Here is a 15,810-nt window from a genome sequence, read left to right as displayed (position 1 = left end):
GCCGCTGTCCTCAAGGGCTGACATGGTAGGGATTGCGCGGATCATGATTCCAGTCCAGAAACGGCTTGCCCGTTTCCATCGGCACCATCTCGATGCAGTCCGCCACCGGGCAGGTGATCTGGCACAGATTGCACCCCACGCACTCATCATCGATCACTTCATATTTGTGCGTGCCATCGGCCTGCTTCAGGCTGGCGATTGCCTGATGTGACGTGTCTTCGCAGGCGATGTGGCAACGTCCGCAGCCGATGCATGCCTCCTGGTCGATCTTCGCGATCACCTGATAGTTGATGTCGAGATACTTCCAGTCCGTGGTGTTGCCTACCGCCCGCCCGGAAAAATCGGCGATGCCGGCATAGCCCTGACTGTCCATCCACCGCGACAAGCCGTCTTTCATCTCATCGACAATCCGGAAACCATGCAGCATCGCCGCCGTGCACACCTGTACCGCGCCGCTGCCCAGGGCGATGAACTCCGCCGCATCGCGCCAACTGCCGATGCCGCCAATGCCGCAGATCGGCAGGCCCTGGGTCTGCGGATCGCGGGCGATTTCCGCGACCATGTTCAAAGCGATCGGTTTGACCGCCGAGCCGCAATAACCACCGTGGGTGCTTTTGCTGCCGACGGTGGGCAGGGCGACCATGTGTTCCAGATCGACGCTGGTGATCGAGTTGATGGTGTTGATCAGCGACACCGCATCGGCGCCACCCCGATGTGCGGCGCGGGCGGCGACGCAGATGTCGGTGATGTTCGGTGTGAGTTTGACGATCACCGGCAGCGAGCAATAGGTCTTGCACCAGCGCGTGACCTGCTCGACGTACTCCGGCACCTGGCCGACCGCTGCGCCCATGCCGCGTTCGGGCATGCCGTGGGGGCAACCGAAATTCAGCTCGATGCCGTCGGCACCGGTGGCTTCCACCCGCGGCAGGATGTGTTTCCACGACTCTTCGACGCACGGCACCATCAGCGACACGATCAGCGCGCGATCCGGCCAGTCTTTCTTCACCTGAGTGATTTCCCGCAGGTTGATTTCCAGCGAGCGGTCGGTGATCAGCTCGATGTTGTTGATACCGAGCACTTCACGGTTGTTGCCGTAATGCGCCGAGTAGCGCGAAGACACGTTGACCGCCGCCGGGTCTTCACCCAGGGTTTTCCAGACCACGCCGCCCCAGCCCGCCTCGAAGGCACGCACTACGTTGTAGGCCTTGTCGGTCGGCGGCGCGGAGGCCAGCCAGAAAGGGTTGGGGGCTTTGATACCGGCGAAGACAATCGAGAGATCGGCCATTTACGCAGCCTCCACGTTGAGCATCAGTTGAGCGTTGATCGCCTCGGCGGCGCGCTTGCCGTGTTGCACCGCTTGCACGGTGAGGTCCTGATCGAGGCTGGTGCAGTCGCCACCGGCGTACACGCCGGGGATGCTGGTGCGCAGTTGCTCATCGACCTGGATGCGTTCGCCCTGACGCTTGAGTTCACGGGCCAGCGGATCGGTGAGGGCGCTGCCGTCGAAGGCCTGGCCGATGGCTTTGAAGACCGCATCGGCGGCCAGCTCGAACGTCTCGCCCGTGGTTTGCAGGCGACCTTCCACCAGATGGGTGCGGGCGAAGCGCATGCCGCGCACCTTGCCCTGTTCGTCGAGCAGCACCTCGTCCGGTTGTGCCCAGGTCAGCAGCCGCACCTGATTGGCCTTGGCGATGTCCTGTTCGTGGCCGGTGGCGCCCATGTCCGCTGCGCCACGGCGATAGACCAGGTTGACGTCGCGGGCACCGAGGCGAGCCATTTGCACGGCCATGTCGATGGCGGTGTTGCCAGCGCCGAGGACGATGCAGCGCTCGGCCAGCGGCAGTTGCGACAGATCATCGGCCTGGCGCAGTTCACGGATGTAGTCGGTGGCAGCGAGCAGGCCGGGGGCATCTTCGTGGGCCAGACCGAGTTGCTTGCTGGCATTGAGGCCGAGGCCGAGGAACACCGCGTCGAATTGTTGATGCAGTTCACTCAGGGTCAGGTTCTCGCCGAGCTTCTGCCCGTGGCGGATTTCGATGCCGCCGATTTGCAGGAGGAAATCCAGCTCCTTCTGCGCGTAGTCGTCCACCAGTTTGTATTTGGCGATCCCATACTCGTTGAGCCCGCCGGCCTTTTCCCGGGCCTCGAAAATCACCACGTCATGGCCGTGCATCGCACTGCGATGGGCGCAGGACAATCCCGCCGGGCCCGCACCGACCACGGCAATGCGCTTGCCTGTGGCGGCGGCGCGCTGGAACGGGTGCTCGCTGAAGTGCGCGTTGTCCACGGCGTAGCGTTGCAGCAGACCGATCAGCACCGGTGCGCACTCGTGGGCGTTATTGCGCACGCAGGCTTGCTGGCAAAGGATCTCGGTCGGACAGACCCGCGCACAACTGCCGCCGAGGATGTTCGCCGAGAGAATTTTCTGCGCCGCACCCGGCACGTTGTCCTGATGAATATTGCGGATGAACGACGGGATATCGATCTCGCTCGGGCACGCATTCACGCACGGCGCGTCGTAGCAATACAGGCAGCGCGAGGCTTCCAGATGCGCCTGACGGTCGTTGAGCGGCGGCGCCAGATCGGTGAAATGGCCGGCGAGGGCGTCCGCACTTTCGTGCGGATGAGGGAGGTGGTTCAGGGACTCGATCACGGGTTTTTGCCTCACGGTTATTTGAGGTTTTCTGCCTCTGTCGGGCAGTGGTTTTTGCAAAGCTTTTGTGGCGAGGGAGCTTGCTCCCGCATGGCGGGCCCAAAACGTCGGGTCGCTGACTCAGGTACTCGCGCCGGTCGGATTTGGGGCGGCTTCGTCACCCAACGGGAGCAAGCTCCCTCGCCACAGGTCAGCGTTTGACTGCAACGGGCTTGTGCAACTCAGCCCGCTTGCTCAGCAAATCGAACACCGCCGGATACGCCGGCCGTTCGATATACCGGCCCGCCCCACGCTCGGCGCGCAAGTCGCCATCAGCCCAGACCACTTTCCCCTGGCTGACGGTATGACTCGGCACCCCGCGCACGGTCTTGCCTTCGAAAATGTTGAAGTCCACCTGTTGATGGTGGGTCTTGGCGGAGATGGTGCGGGTGCCTTGCGGGTCCCACAGCACCAGGTCGGCATCGGCGCCGACGCGGATCGCACCCTTGCGCGGGTAGAGGTTGAAGATCTTGGCGGTGTGGGTGGAGGTGAGGGCAACGAAGTCCTGCATCGACAACCGCCCGGTATTCACCCCTTCATCCCACAACACCGCCATGCGGTCTTCGATCCCGGCGGTGCCGTTGGGAATCTTGCTGAAATCGTCGCGCCCGGCGGCTTTCTGCTCGGCGCAGAAGCAGCAATGGTCGGTGGCGGTGGTGTGCAGATTGCCGCTCTGCAAACCATGCCACAGCGCTTGCTGATGTCCGCGCGGGCGGAACGGCGGGCTCATCACGTAACCGGCGGCGGTCTGCCAGTCCGGGTGCTGGTAGACGCTGTCGTCCAGCAGCAGATGCCCGGCCAGCACTTCACCGTAGACCGGTTGGCCCTTGCTGCGGGCGTAGGTGATTTCGTCGAGGGCTTCTTTGGTCGATACATGCACAAGGTACAACGGCGTGCCGATGGTCTCCGCGATACGGATCGCCCGGCTCGCGGCTTCGCCTTCGACCTGGGATGGCCGCGACAGCGGATGCGCTTCCGGCCCGGTGATGCCCTGGGCCATCAACTTGCGTTGCAGGTGATAGACCAGCTCGCCGTTTTCCGCGTGAACGGTCGGCACCGCGCCGAGTTCCAGGCAGCGCTCGAAGCTCGCCACCAGCGTGTCGTCGGCGGCCATGATCGCGTTCTTGTAGGCCATGAAATGCTTGAAGCTGTTGATCCCGTGATGGCTGACCAGCTCGGCCATCTCCTCGCGGACCTGCTCGCTCCACCAGGTGATCGCAACGTGGAAGCCATAGTCCGACGCCGACTTCTGCGCCCAGCCGCGCCACTGATGAAAGGCTTCGAGCAGCGATTGCTGCGGATTGGGAATCACGAAATCGATGATTGAGGTGGTACCGCCGGCCAGGCCTGCGGCGGTGCCGCTATAGAAGTCTTCGCTGGCCACGGTGCCCATGAACGGCAGTTGCATGTGGGTGTGCGGATCGATGCCGCCGGGCATCAGGTATTGGCCGCTGCCGTCGAGCACTTCGGCGCCGGCGGGAACCTCCAGGTTTTCACCAATGGCTTTGATCACGCCGTCAGCGCAATAGACATCGGCGCGATAACTTTCATCATGGGTAACAACGGTGGCGCCACGGATCAACAGAGACATTCCGAGTTCCTCGCAGGCATGACCGACTTGTGCCGGTTCTAGTGCTTTTATTGTTTGCAACGCCAAATGCGTAATCTTGTCAGCGCTGTCAGGAATAGACGCTAGTCGCAGTTCTGCAATTGATCAAGATTATTTTTTATAAGCTTATGAATGTTTTAACTATCTGATAAATAACGATAAAAATCATAAATCACCAAAATGGTGAGGCACTTCACCATTTTGACGCACTTGACAGGTTGGAAATATGAGCAAGATTTCCTATGTGAAATCAGCCGCTTGAAGTTGAGCTGCGGCTGAGCGCCCATGATGAAAAAAAGTGTGATGCACCAGATTGAGTCCTGACAGTTCGGACAACTTGACTGGCATTTGGCCTGAGTGTTCAGTCAAGTTTTCGCGGCCTCACAAGGTGAAAAATTAAAACTGATCAACATCAGTCAGTTACAAAGCTTTAAAAGCACGGCCCGATGCGCAAGCGGGGCACCCGGCACGTTTATTGATGCCGCCGCTGACACCATGGCCGGTGCATGAAGGTTGTCAGTTCCTCCGGCCATCGTCCGGCTCGCACTCGCGTGTGCAGCCGCCTGATGAGCAAAAAATAATCAGAAGAAACAGTGGAGCGGCCATGCAACAGAACAGATCGCAAGTGACCGAGCGCGACGGCTTGTTCGAACTCGACGCCGGCAGCGACGTCCTCGACAGTCCCCGTTACAACCACGACATGGCACCGACCAGGGTGCGTGAACGAACCTGGAACAAATGGCACATCACCGCCCTGTGGGTCGGCATGTCGATCTGCGTGCCGACCTACACCCTGGGTGGCGTGCTCACCGCGTATTTCGGTTTGACCGTCGGCGAGGCGCTGCTGGCGATTCTGTTCGCCAACATCATCGTGCTCATTCCGCTGACGCTGAATGCTTTCCCCGGCACCAAATACGGCATTCCGTTTCCGGTGCTGCTGCGCTCTTCGTTCGGGATTCTCGGCTCCAACGTACCGTGCCTGATCCGGGCGCTGGTGGCGTGCGGCTGGTTCGGCATCCAGACCATGTTCGGCGGATTGGCGATCCACCTGTTTCTCGGTTCGATCTTCGAGGGCTGGAAATCCCTCGGCGGGACGGGGGAGGTGATCGGTTTCATGATCTTCTGGACGCTGAACCTCTGGGTGGTGATCCGTGGCGCCGAGTCGATCAAATGGCTGGAAACCCTGTCGGCGCCACTGCTGGTGGCGGTCGGTATCGGGTTGCTGGTGTGGGCCATGCCCAATGTGTCGATGACCGAACTGCTGGCGATTCCGCCAAAACGTCCCGAGGGCGCAAGCGTGGTCAGTTACTTCGCTGCCGGGCTGACGGCGATGGTCGGCTTCTGGGCCACGCTGTCGCTGAACATTCCCGACTTCAGCCGTTATGCCCGCAGCCAGAAGGATCAGATCCTCGGGCAGATTTTCGGCCTGCCGCTGACCATGTTCCTGTTCGCCGCACTGGGCGTGGTGATGACCGCCGCATCGGTGAAGCTGGTGGGCGTCAGCGTTTCCGATCCGGTGACGCTGATCGGTCATATCCAGAGCCCGGTGTGGGTTGCAGTGGCCATGGCGTTGATCATCATCGCCACGCTGTCGACCAACACCGCCGCCAACATCGTTTCGCCGACCAACGACTTTCAGAACATCGCGCCCAAGGTCATCAACCGCACCAGTGCGGTAATTCTCACCGGCCTCGTCGGTCTGGCGCTGATGGGCCATGAGCTGCTGAAGAAGCTCGGCTGGATCGTCTCGGACCTGAGCCTGGAAACCGTGTATTCGAACTGGCTGCTGGGTTATTCCAGCCTGCTCGGGCCGATTGCCGGGATCATGGTGGTGGACTATTTCCTGATCAAGAAACAACAGCTGGACCTCGCCGGCCTGTACCGCGATGACGTTTATCCGGCGTGGAACCGGGCCGGGTTCATCGCCTTCGGCGTGCCGGTGGTGCTGACCCTGCTGTCGCTGGGCAGCAGCGCGTTCAACTGGTTCTACAGCTACGGCTGGTTCACCGGCTCGGCGCTGGGCGGGTTGATCTATTACGGGTTGTGCGCGATGCGGAGCAACCCGGTGGTCGTCAAATCGCCGTTGTAATTCCCATAAGAACTGCCTGAGGAGATCCCCATGAACGCAGCCGTTGACGTTCTGCAATCGACCCATCAGCACATCAACCGCGACCGCCTGTGGGCGTCGCTCATGGAACTGGCCAGGCTCGGCGCCACGGTCAAGGGCGGGGTCTGTCGCCTGGCCCTGACCGACCTCGACCGCCAGGCCCGCGACCTGTTTGTGCAGTGGTGCAAGGACGCCGGTTGCAGCGTCTCGGTCGATGAAGTCGGCAACATCTTCGCCCGTCGGCCCGGTCGCAATCCGAACCTGCCGCCGGTGATGACCGGCAGCCATATCGACACTCAGCCCACCGGCGGCAAGTTCGACGGCTGCTTCGGCGTGCTGGCCGGGGTCGAAGTGTTGCGCACCCTGAATGACCTCGGCGTGGAAACCGAGGCACCGCTGGAAGTGGTGGTCTGGACCAATGAAGAAGGTTCGCGCTTCGCCCCGTGCATGATGGGCTCCGGTGTGTTCGCGGAAAAATTCACCCTCGAAGAAACACTGGCGAAGGTCGATGCCGACGGTGTTACGGTCGGCGAAGCGCTGAACGCCATCGGCTACGCCGGGCCGCGCAAGGTCAGCGGTCACAAGGTCGGCGCCTATTTCGAGGCGCATATCGAGCAGGGCCCGATTCTGGAAGACGAACAGAAAACCATCGGCGTTGTACTCGGCGCGCTGGGACAGAAGTGGTTCGACCTGAAACTGCGCGGCGTCGAAGCCCACGCCGGTCCGACCCCGATGCATCTGCGCAAGGATGCTCTGGTCGGTGCTTCGGTGATCGTCGGTGCAGTCAATCGCGCCGCCCTCGGCCACCAACCCCACGCCTGCGGCACGGTCGGTTGCCTGCAGGCCTATCCGGGTTCGCGCAACGTCATCCCCGGCGAAGTGCGCATGACCCTCGACTTCCGGCATCTGGAACCGGCGCGTCTGGACTCGATGATTGCCGAGGTCAAACAGGTTATCGAAACCACCTGCGAAGAACACGGCCTGACCTATGAACTGACCCCGACCGCCGACTTTCCGCCGCTGTACTTCGAAAAAGGCTGCGTCGAAGCCGTGCGTGGGGCTGCCAAAGGTCTGGGCCTGTCGCACATGGACATCGTCAGCGGCGCCGGCCATGACGCGATCTTCCTCGCCGAACTCGGCCCGGCCGGGATGATCTTCGTGCCGTGCGAGGGCGGCATCAGCCACAACGAAATCGAAAACGCCGCGCCGGACGATCTGGCGGCCGGTTGTGCGGTGTTGCTGCGGGCGATGCTGGCGGCTTCGGCGGCGGTGGCGGGAGGGCAGCGCGCTGCGTAAATCAAACTGCGAAGGCGCGCCGGAACGACATGTTCCGGCGCGGTGAGTTATCAGAATCTGAAGATTCCGGGGTAGTCTTCCAGCTGCTCGCCCTTGCGGTCGTAGATGCGTGCCTGACCGATCTTGCCTTTCCTGCTCGCATCCACCGAAACGGTGACAAAGCTCTCTTCACCGATAAAGCCTTCGCCTTCGTAGCGATACTCTATGCGGTCGCGCGTGCGGCGACTGCCATCGCTCCATTGCATGAACTCGAGTGTCCGGCCGCCATAGAAGTTACTGCGGTTCTCATGGGGATAGGGCCAGTAGAAAGGCGAGGCAACCAGTGAGGTCAGCCCGAATGTCGGGTCCTGGTAGCAACGCATGCCGGCGAAGCAGCTGTTGTGCACGTCACCTGACAGGATCACGACATTGCTGATTTTCTCGACCCGGATGAACTCCAGGATAATGCTGCGTTCCTCCGGGAAACCGACCCATTTGTCGTCGCCGGATTTCGGGTCGGGGAAAAACGGCACGCTGGATACCACGAAGATCATCGGTGCCTGACGATGCTCACTCAGCCAGGTCAGAAATGCATTGAGCTGCTCGCGCCCCAACACCGAACGCGGTTCGACCGCGTTGGGTTCGCGTATGCGCTGGGTGCGGGTGTCCATCACGAAAAACGGAAAGGCGCCTTTCTGGAAGGTGTACCAGTACTGCCCCTTGGGTGTCGCCGGATTATGCAGATGCTGGTATGACTCATAACCACGCATCGCGTTGACGTAGAAGCCCTTGCCGACATCGTCGAGTTGCTCTCGTGACCAGTCGTTTCTGATCTCGTGATCGTCGAGAATCATGTAAGTCGGAATCTGTCTCATCATCTGCCGGATATATGGCAATCCGAAGGCCTGTCGGTAGATGTCGAACATCTCCTCGAGGGTGCTGTACTGGCGCAGAGCGTTCAATGGGTCGAGATACACTTGATCACCGATCATCAGCGCCAGATCGAAGGGTTTTTGCGCATGTTTGTCGAGAATTGAGCGGAACGTCTTGTCGCCTTTTTCCGCGTCGCTCTGAAAGATGTTGTCCCAGTACAGGTAGCGGCATGAACCAAATACAAAGTTCAGCGTGCCGTCTGCCGACACCCGGTTGGTGGTGAATGTACCTTCAACAGACTCTTCCGGACGGTTGAGCGGACCAGCAGGTTTGTCGTCCCTGACCAGTCGGGTGACCTCCAGTTCATCACTGAAGTAAGCCGTGTTGCAGACCACGCGATAGGCTGTTGCGGGTTTCAGTTCACTGAGTTCTACCGCACCGGTGAAGTCGTAGTAGTCACGCAAAAAACAGCGGCAAGACATCACCCAGGTCTTGCCCTTGAATACGTCGAACAGACCGACGCAAAACCGCTTGTCGTCCTGACCTCCATTTGCCGCACCGCGTATCCAGATTTTCGCCGACGTGTCCGTGGTGTGCCCGATGATCGGGCCCAATGTGATCGTCATGTCCCTGCTCCAGTGAGTAATGGGCTACCCGATTGCTCCATAGGTTCAGGAAAACGCTCAAGGTTTTCCTGAAACGGCCCAATGGCTGGAGTGACAGACCTGATCATCCAACGGAGTAAGTCCGGACTCCATGGCTGGAAGTGTAGACAAGGTGTGGCAGTATGATGGCAGCTTCAGCGGGATGCTTTGCGATGACGCCGATCAGGTCCGTCAGGATTACCAACGTCCAGCAATCTTCTCTCCACCATGACATTCTCAAGCGCCTGACGCTCGACCGGCGCCATCTGGTGCTCGCGCTTTTTCAGCTCCAGCAGAATGGGGCTGGACCAGGTGCGATAGGTCTGTTCGATAGTGCTGCGGGATGTCATCAGTCTCTCCTTGATCAAGAGCCCGGTGTGGCCGGCAGGGGCTCAATCCGATGAGGTATTAAAGTTAGTCGACAAAACCGGAAGTCGCTAATGCCGCCGGTGGAAGCCGACGAGACGAATCGTCGCACCGCCGCTCCCACCGGATATGCATCAATCGTCGACCGTCATCAGTGCCTGCACTCCCTCCCACGCCTCGGCCCGCATCCGCTCGATATCCAGCCCCGGAATCACTCCGTCATCGACGACGATCCGCCCGCCCACCAGGCTGTATTTCACGGCAATCGGCTCACCCGCGACGACCGGCGCGACGGCATTGTCGTGGAAGCCGTAGAAGCGTGGATGGTCGAGGCTGTAGATCACCAGATCCGCCGCCTGACCCACTTCAAGCGTGCCGACCGCGCCGAGGCCGAGTACTTGCGCGCCGCCCGCCGTGCCCCAGTGAATCACGTCTTCGGCGGTGGTGGCCGAAGCGCCTTGTCCGGCGCGGTGGATCAGCCATGCAGTGTTGGCTTCGCCCACCATGCTCCCGGATTCGTTGGAGGCCACGCCGTCGACACCGAGGGAGATCGGCACACCGGCCTCGTACATTTGCGGGATCGGCGCAACGCCGCTGCCCAGCCGGGCGTTGCTCACCGGGCAGTGGGAGACGCCGGTGCCGGTCTGGGTGAGCATGCGGATTTCCCCCGGTTGCAGATGCACGGCGTGGGCAAACCAGACGTCCGGGCCGAGCCATTCGTGCTCGGCGACGAATTCCACCGGCAGGCAGTTGTACTTGTCGCGGCAGAAATTCACGTAGTTCTGGGTTTCAGACAAATGCGTGTGCAGGCGCAGTCCCATGCCTCGGGCGGTGTGCGCCAGCTCGCGCAGCAGCGTCGGCGGCAACGAGAAGGTCGGCGTGGTTGGCGCCACGACCACCCGGCGCAGGGCATCCGGTGTGTCCTGGTGGTAGCGTGATTTCAGCCGTTCGATGTCACCGACCATTTGCTCCAGGGATTCCGGTTGCAGCGCGGTTTTCGAGAAGCCCGGATGCGCGCTCGCCGACTCCAGCGCACCGCCTCGGCAGAGCACGAAACGCAGGCCGAACTCCTCGGCAAGATCGAACAGCAAGTCGCCGGTCTCGGTGCTGCCGTGGGCGTGGTAGAGGTAGTGGTGATCGGCGCAGGTGGTGACGCCGGACAGCAGCAGCTCGACCATCCCCAGCCGTGCGGCGATCCGCGCCAGTTGCGGGGTGAAGCGGTTCAGGCGTGGATAGGGCACGCTCGCCAGCCAGCCTTGCAGGTCCTGATTCAAGCCTTCGGGTACGGCTTTGAGCAGGTTCTGGAACAGGTGATGGTGGGTGTTGATCCACCCCGGATAGACCACCGAGTTGCGCGCGTCGATCACTCGTTCACCAGGTTGCGGCTCGAGGTTGGCGGCCATTTCCGCGATCCGGCCATTGATCACGCGGATGTCCACGGCGCCGGCCCGGGCCCGGGGGCCACGCAGGCCGGTCATCACCGCCACGGGATTTTTGATCAGGATGGTTTGAAGTCGAGTCATGGGCAGCTCCAGTCAGAGAATGTGCGAGGCGGATTTGCCGGGTGTGGTTTCTGGCACGCTGACGCCGTTGAGCGCCGCGTTGAGCAGCACCGACACCAGGCAGGCGATGACCACGCTGCTGTGCAGGAACGGCTGTGACCACTCGGGCAGTTGTTTGAACAGGGTCGGGGCGAGCACCGGCACCAGCGCGGCGGCGATGGTGAAGCCGACGATCAGCACGTTGTAGCGGTTGCGCTCGTAATCGACTTTGGCCAGGGTCTGGATGCCCGCCGCCGCGACCACGCCGAACATGGCGATGCCGGCACCGCCCAGCGCAGCGGTCGGCATCGACGCGATGATTGCCCCGGCCTTGGGCACCAGTGCAATCGAGCACATCAGCAGGCCGCTGATCGCCACCACCCAACGGCTGCGCACGCCGGTCAGGATCACCAGCCCGACGTTTTCCATGAAGGCAATGAACGGGAACGCGGCGAACATCCCGGCGATGGTGCTGGCCAGGCCATTGGCGCGCAGGCCGTTGATCACCTGCCTGTCGTCCACCGGTTTGTCGACAATGTCTCCAATGGCCACAAACAGTCCCATGGACTCGACCATCTGCACGATCATCACCACCACCATGGTGGCGATGGGAATCAGGCTGAAGGTCGGCAGGCCGAAGTAGAACGGGTAAGGCACGGTCAGCCATGGCGCGTCCTGCACACTGTGAAAGTTGCCCATGCCCAGACCGTAAGCCAGACCGGCGCCCACCAGCATCCCCACCAGCACCGCCATGTTGCGCAGCAACGGGCTGCCGTAGCGGTTGACCAGCAGGATGGTCAGCAACACCAGCAGCGCTACGGCAAGAAAGGCCGGGGCACCGAAATTGTTCGCGTTGCGCCCGCCGCCAACCCATTCATAGGCAATCGGAAACAGCTGCAGACCGATCACCGTGACGATGCAACCGGTCACCACCGGTGGAAAGAAGCGTCGCAAGCGACCCACGAACGGCGCCATCAGCAGCGTGAATATCCCGGCGCCGATCACGGCCCCGCAGACCCCGGCGAAGCCCACCTCCGGGTTGCTGCCAATGGCGATCACCGGCCCGACGCTGCTGAACGCCACGCCCTGCAGAATCGGCAGGCGCACGCCAAACTTCCAGAAACCGACGGTCTGCAACAGGGTGGCGATGCCGGAACAGAACAGCGTGGTGCTGATCAGCACCACCGTGTCGGCATGGGACATCTTCAAGGCACTGGCGACAATCAACGGCACGGCGATGGCGCCGATGTACGAGACGGCCATGTGCTGCAGGCCGAGGGTGAGCATCTGTCGCACCGGCAGGACGCGGTCGACGGGGTGGACGGTGGAGGAGGAACTGGCTGACGACATGGGGAATCACCTCTAGCTGTTGTTATTCGGTACAGAGGGGTATTCGTCTGATATTGCTCGGTCGGTGACCAACCCGTGGCGAGGGAGCTTGCTCCCGCCGGGGCGCGCAGCGGCCCTTCCTTGGCATTTCGGGTCTGCTGCGCAGACCAGCGGGAGCAAGCTCCCTCGCCACAGGTGTGTTGCCGACCGGCCGTTTCAGTCATTCGTGCTGCGAAGCCGCCATCCACCGGCTCCGATGCCGGGTTTCAGCCGGCCAGGCAGGCGGCGAAGCCCTGGTTCAGCGCCGCCCGATCCAGGTCGCGGCCGATGAACACGATCTTGCTCGAGCGCGGCTCGCTGCCCCACAGGGTCGAGGCGCGGAACTCCACCAGGCTGTGCACGCCTTGCAGCACGTAACGCTGGTCTTCGTTGGCCACCGCCAGCACGCCTTTCATGCGGTACAGGTTGTCGGCCTGCGCGCTGCGCAACTCGCTGATCCAACGGTGGAACGCCATCAGGTCGACGGCGCCGTCCACGGCGATGCCCACCGAGGACACGCTCGGGTCGTGCTCATGATCGGGTTCGTCATGGTGGTTGTGAGGGTCAGGTTCGGCGCCGATTTCCATCAGCTTCTGCGTGCATTCGAAGGCGCCGATGCCGAGGATTTTCGACAGGTCGATCTGCGCATGGGTCGAGGTCATCAGATCCGCCGTGGCGTTCAAGCTACGGATCTTGCCGCGCAGGGTTTCCACCGCTTCAGCGCTGACCAGATCGACCTTGTTGATGACGATGCGATCGGCGCAGACGATCTGATCCACCGCCTGATTGTCGACGCCGTCCAGTTGCAGGTCTTCCAGGTGCTGGGCGATGTGCCTGGCATCGACCATGGTCACGATGGCGTCGAGTTCGACATCCTCGGCGATCGGGTCGTTGATGAAAAAGCTCTGGGCCACCGGGTACGGGTCGGCCAGACCGCTGGTCTCGATCAGGATGTGGTCCAGCCGCACCGGGCGCGCCACCAGTTCGCGGACAATCCGCACCAGGTCCTCGCGGACTTCGGCGGTGCAACAGACGCAGCCGTTGACCATTTCGTAGATCTCTTCGGTTTCGGAGCTGAGCACCAGATCGCCGTCGATGCCGACCTCGCCGAACTCGTTTTCGATCACCGCGATCTTGCGGCCATGGTTCTCCTTGAGGATGTAATTGAGCAGGGTGGTTTTGCCGGCACCGAGGAACCCGGTGAGGATGGTGACCGGGATTTTGGTGTTCGGGGTCGGGGCGTTGAAGGGGGTGGTCATGTGGGGCTCCTGGGTGATTACCGGTGCAGATGAAGCTGGTCTGTGGGGTCTGTGGGTTCTCGCCAGCGCCGGGCGGTGCCGGCATCGAGGCCGAACAGGTCGAGGACGCGGCCGAGGCTGTGGTCGACCATTTGCCCGAGGCTGTCGGGGCGGGCATAGAAGGCCGGCACTGGCGGGGCGATGATCCCGCCCATCTCGGTAACGGCGGTCATGTTGCGCAGGTGGGCGAGGGTGAGCGGCGTCTCGCGGGCCATCAGCACCAGGGTGCGGCGCTCCTTGAGGGTGACGTCGGCGGCGCGACCGATCAGCCCCGATGACGTACCGGTGGCGATTTCCGCCAGGGTGCGCATCGAACACGGTGCGACCACCATGCCCAGGCAGCGGAACGAACCGCTGGCGATCCCGGCGGCGACGTCATCGGCGCGGTGGTAATGGCTGGCGAGGGCGATGACGTCCGCCAGTTTGTAGTCGGTTTCGTGAGCCATGGTCAGCAGCGCGGCACGGCTGATGATCAGGTGGCTTTCGATGTCCAGTTCGGCCAGCAGCTGCAGCAGGCGCACGCCGTAGATGAACCCGGACGCGCCGCTGATGCCGACCACCATCCGCTGGCGGTTCACGATGGCAGACCGTCGAGCAGTTGCCGCGCGCGTTCGAGCACGTCCTGATCGAGCTGCGCCTTGATTCCGTCGAACCCCGAGCCGCGCGTGGCATCCAGGCCCATGCGCGACGTGGTGCCATTGACCGAGGACGACGGGTCCAGCGGGCTGCCGGGCAAGCCATCGATGGTGAAGATGTCGAGGTGCGGCTGGAAATGCGTGGCCAGTGCCCACAGCACCTGGCTGTCGTCGGTGAGGTCAATGTCGCTGTCCACCGCGATCACGGTTTTCAGGTACGGATCCCAGCCGAGCAGCGCCAGCATGATCTGCCGGGCCTCGCCGTCACGGCTCTGGTCCAGCGCCACGTAGCCATGAAAATGCGTGCCGGAGTTCGGGTAATGCACGGCGGTGACGGCGGGAAAGCGTGCCTTGAGCTTCTCGCTCATTTCCGCTTCCCGGGGCAGCCGTGCAAGGGTCAGGTGTTCGGCGTAACGGCCGCCCATCACGTCCACCAGCCACGCGTCCTTGCGCCGTAACAGGGTGTCGACGCGCAGCACGTTGTTGGTCGAGCGATCCGAGGAATAACCGCTGAATTCGCCGAACGGACCTTCTTCGGCATAGGCCGTCGGGTCGATGGCGCCTTCGAGTACAAACTCCGCGTACGCCGGAACGCCGATGCCATAGCGCGGGGTCTTGACCAGCTCCAGCGGCGCCCCGAACAACCCGCCTGCCACCGCGCGTTCATCGCTGCCGTAGGGCAGTCGTGCGGCGGCAGCGAGCATGAACAGCGGGTGTGCGCCGACCACCATGGCCACGCGCAATTCTTCGCCGCGCTCGCGCGCGGTCTGCAGCATCCGCCACAGGTGCCCTCGTGAATGCAGGCTGGTGGCCAAGGCCTGACGCGCATGGCGCATCGAGCGGTGGTAGCTCATGTTGGCGATGCCGGTGAGCGGGTCTTCGGCGATGATGATCGCGTTGGTGATGTAGGGGCCGCGATCACTGTCGAAATGCTTGAGCATCGGCAGCAACGCCAGATCCAGCGCTTGACCCTCGAACACCTCGTCGAGTACCGGGCCGGTTTCGACGTAGCGCGGCGGGACCGGATGGTTGGCGCGGGTCTGGAAGGTTTCGTGCAATTGCGCGGCGCTGACGCCGAACAGCCGGGCGATACGCCGGCGGGAGGCAAACAGATTGGTCGCCACCGGCACGTCGAGGTTGCCGACGTTTTCGCAGATCAACAGCGGATCGCGGCCCTGGGCGGCGAGGGCATCGACCAGGGCGGTGACGTCCTGATCGGCAGAAAGAGGCTGGGTGATGGTCAGCACATCGTCCGGGTACTGGCGGCGATAGGCGTCGATGAATACGTGGAAATCCTGCGAGTCGCCGAGCGTCGAACGGGTCATGGTTTCACCTCGTAAAAAGCAGGCGCGCAGGGGTGAGGCTGGCGTTCGCCCGACAAGCCGTTGGCCTGCCGGTCGAG

At 62.3% G+C, this 15,810-nt stretch carries 12 protein-coding genes; 2 read left to right on the top strand and 10 right to left on the bottom strand.

All coding sequences use genetic code 11. The annotated features are described in order from the left end of the window. Positions 1–10 precede the first annotated feature (10 nt). From preA to hydA, 3 genes are all read right to left on the bottom strand, one after another. Complete coding sequence (gene preA, locus NWV16_RS16805; protein WP_260519967.1) at positions 11–1,285, bottom strand: NAD-dependent dihydropyrimidine dehydrogenase subunit PreA; 1,275 nt, start codon at positions 1,283–1,285, stop codon at positions 11–13. After that, the gene (locus NWV16_RS16800) at positions 1,286–2,653 is read right to left on the bottom strand and encodes an NAD(P)-dependent oxidoreductase (protein WP_260519966.1); all 1,368 of its coding nucleotides are present in this window, start codon (positions 2,651–2,653) and stop codon (positions 1,286–1,288) included. It lies immediately after the preceding gene. A 190-nt stretch (positions 2,654–2,843) separates the two neighbouring features. Next, the gene (gene hydA, locus NWV16_RS16795) at positions 2,844–4,283 is read right to left on the bottom strand and encodes a dihydropyrimidinase (protein WP_260519965.1); all 1,440 of its coding nucleotides are present in this window, start codon (positions 4,281–4,283) and stop codon (positions 2,844–2,846) included. Positions 4,284–4,905: 622 nt separating this feature from the next. Here hydA and NWV16_RS16790 point away from each other — a divergent pair. Next, positions 4,906–6,390: an NCS1 family nucleobase:cation symporter-1 gene (locus tag NWV16_RS16790; protein ID WP_260519964.1), complete on the top strand. Its 1,485-nt coding sequence runs from the start codon at positions 4,906–4,908 to the stop codon at positions 6,388–6,390. A gap of 30 nt (positions 6,391–6,420) precedes the next feature. Then, positions 6,421–7,704 (top strand): Zn-dependent hydrolase, encoded by a 1,284-nt coding sequence (locus NWV16_RS16785; protein ID WP_260519963.1) that lies wholly within the window; start codon positions 6,421–6,423, stop codon positions 7,702–7,704. A 50-nt stretch (positions 7,705–7,754) separates the two neighbouring features. Here NWV16_RS16785 and NWV16_RS16780 read toward each other — a convergent pair whose 3' ends face one another. From NWV16_RS16780 to NWV16_RS16750, 7 genes are all read right to left on the bottom strand, one after another. Continuing rightward, the gene (locus NWV16_RS16780) at positions 7,755–9,182 is read right to left on the bottom strand and encodes an alkaline phosphatase D family protein (protein ID WP_260519962.1); all 1,428 of its coding nucleotides are present in this window, start codon (positions 9,180–9,182) and stop codon (positions 7,755–7,757) included. A gap of 173 nt (positions 9,183–9,355) precedes the next feature. After that, complete coding sequence (locus tag NWV16_RS16775) at positions 9,356–9,550, bottom strand: hypothetical protein (RefSeq protein WP_260519961.1); 195 nt, start codon at positions 9,548–9,550, stop codon at positions 9,356–9,358. 150 nt (positions 9,551–9,700) lie between these two features. After that, complete coding sequence (locus NWV16_RS16770; RefSeq protein WP_260519960.1) at positions 9,701–11,089, bottom strand: amidohydrolase family protein; 1,389 nt, start codon at positions 11,087–11,089, stop codon at positions 9,701–9,703. A 12-nt stretch (positions 11,090–11,101) separates the two neighbouring features. Then, positions 11,102–12,457, bottom strand: a complete 1,356-nt coding sequence (locus NWV16_RS16765; protein ID WP_260519959.1) for a nucleobase:cation symporter-2 family protein — start codon at positions 12,455–12,457, stop codon at positions 11,102–11,104. Positions 12,458–12,702: 245 nt separating this feature from the next. Next, positions 12,703–13,734 carry a GTP-binding protein gene (locus NWV16_RS16760; protein ID WP_260519958.1) on the bottom strand — a complete coding sequence of 344 codons (1,032 nt, stop codon included), beginning with the start codon at positions 13,732–13,734 and terminating at the stop codon, positions 12,703–12,705. A 17-nt stretch (positions 13,735–13,751) separates the two neighbouring features. Continuing rightward, positions 13,752–14,336, bottom strand: coding sequence for a UbiX family flavin prenyltransferase (locus NWV16_RS16755; protein WP_260523547.1), 585 nt, complete (start codon positions 14,334–14,336; stop codon positions 13,752–13,754). Between the two features lie 11 nt (positions 14,337–14,347). Next, a complete protein-coding gene (locus NWV16_RS16750) occupies positions 14,348–15,733 on the bottom strand; it encodes a UbiD family decarboxylase (protein WP_260519957.1) in 1,386 nt (461 codons plus the stop codon). Positions 15,734–15,810 lie beyond the last annotated feature (77 nt).

This window comes from Pseudomonas sp. BW7P1 (assembly GCF_024981055.1).
Taxonomy (GTDB): Bacteria; Pseudomonadota; Gammaproteobacteria; order Pseudomonadales; family Pseudomonadaceae; genus Aquipseudomonas; species Aquipseudomonas bananamidigenes.
The sequence above is the reverse complement of the archived record's forward strand: the minus strand, read 5'-3'. Positions and strand labels throughout refer to the sequence as shown.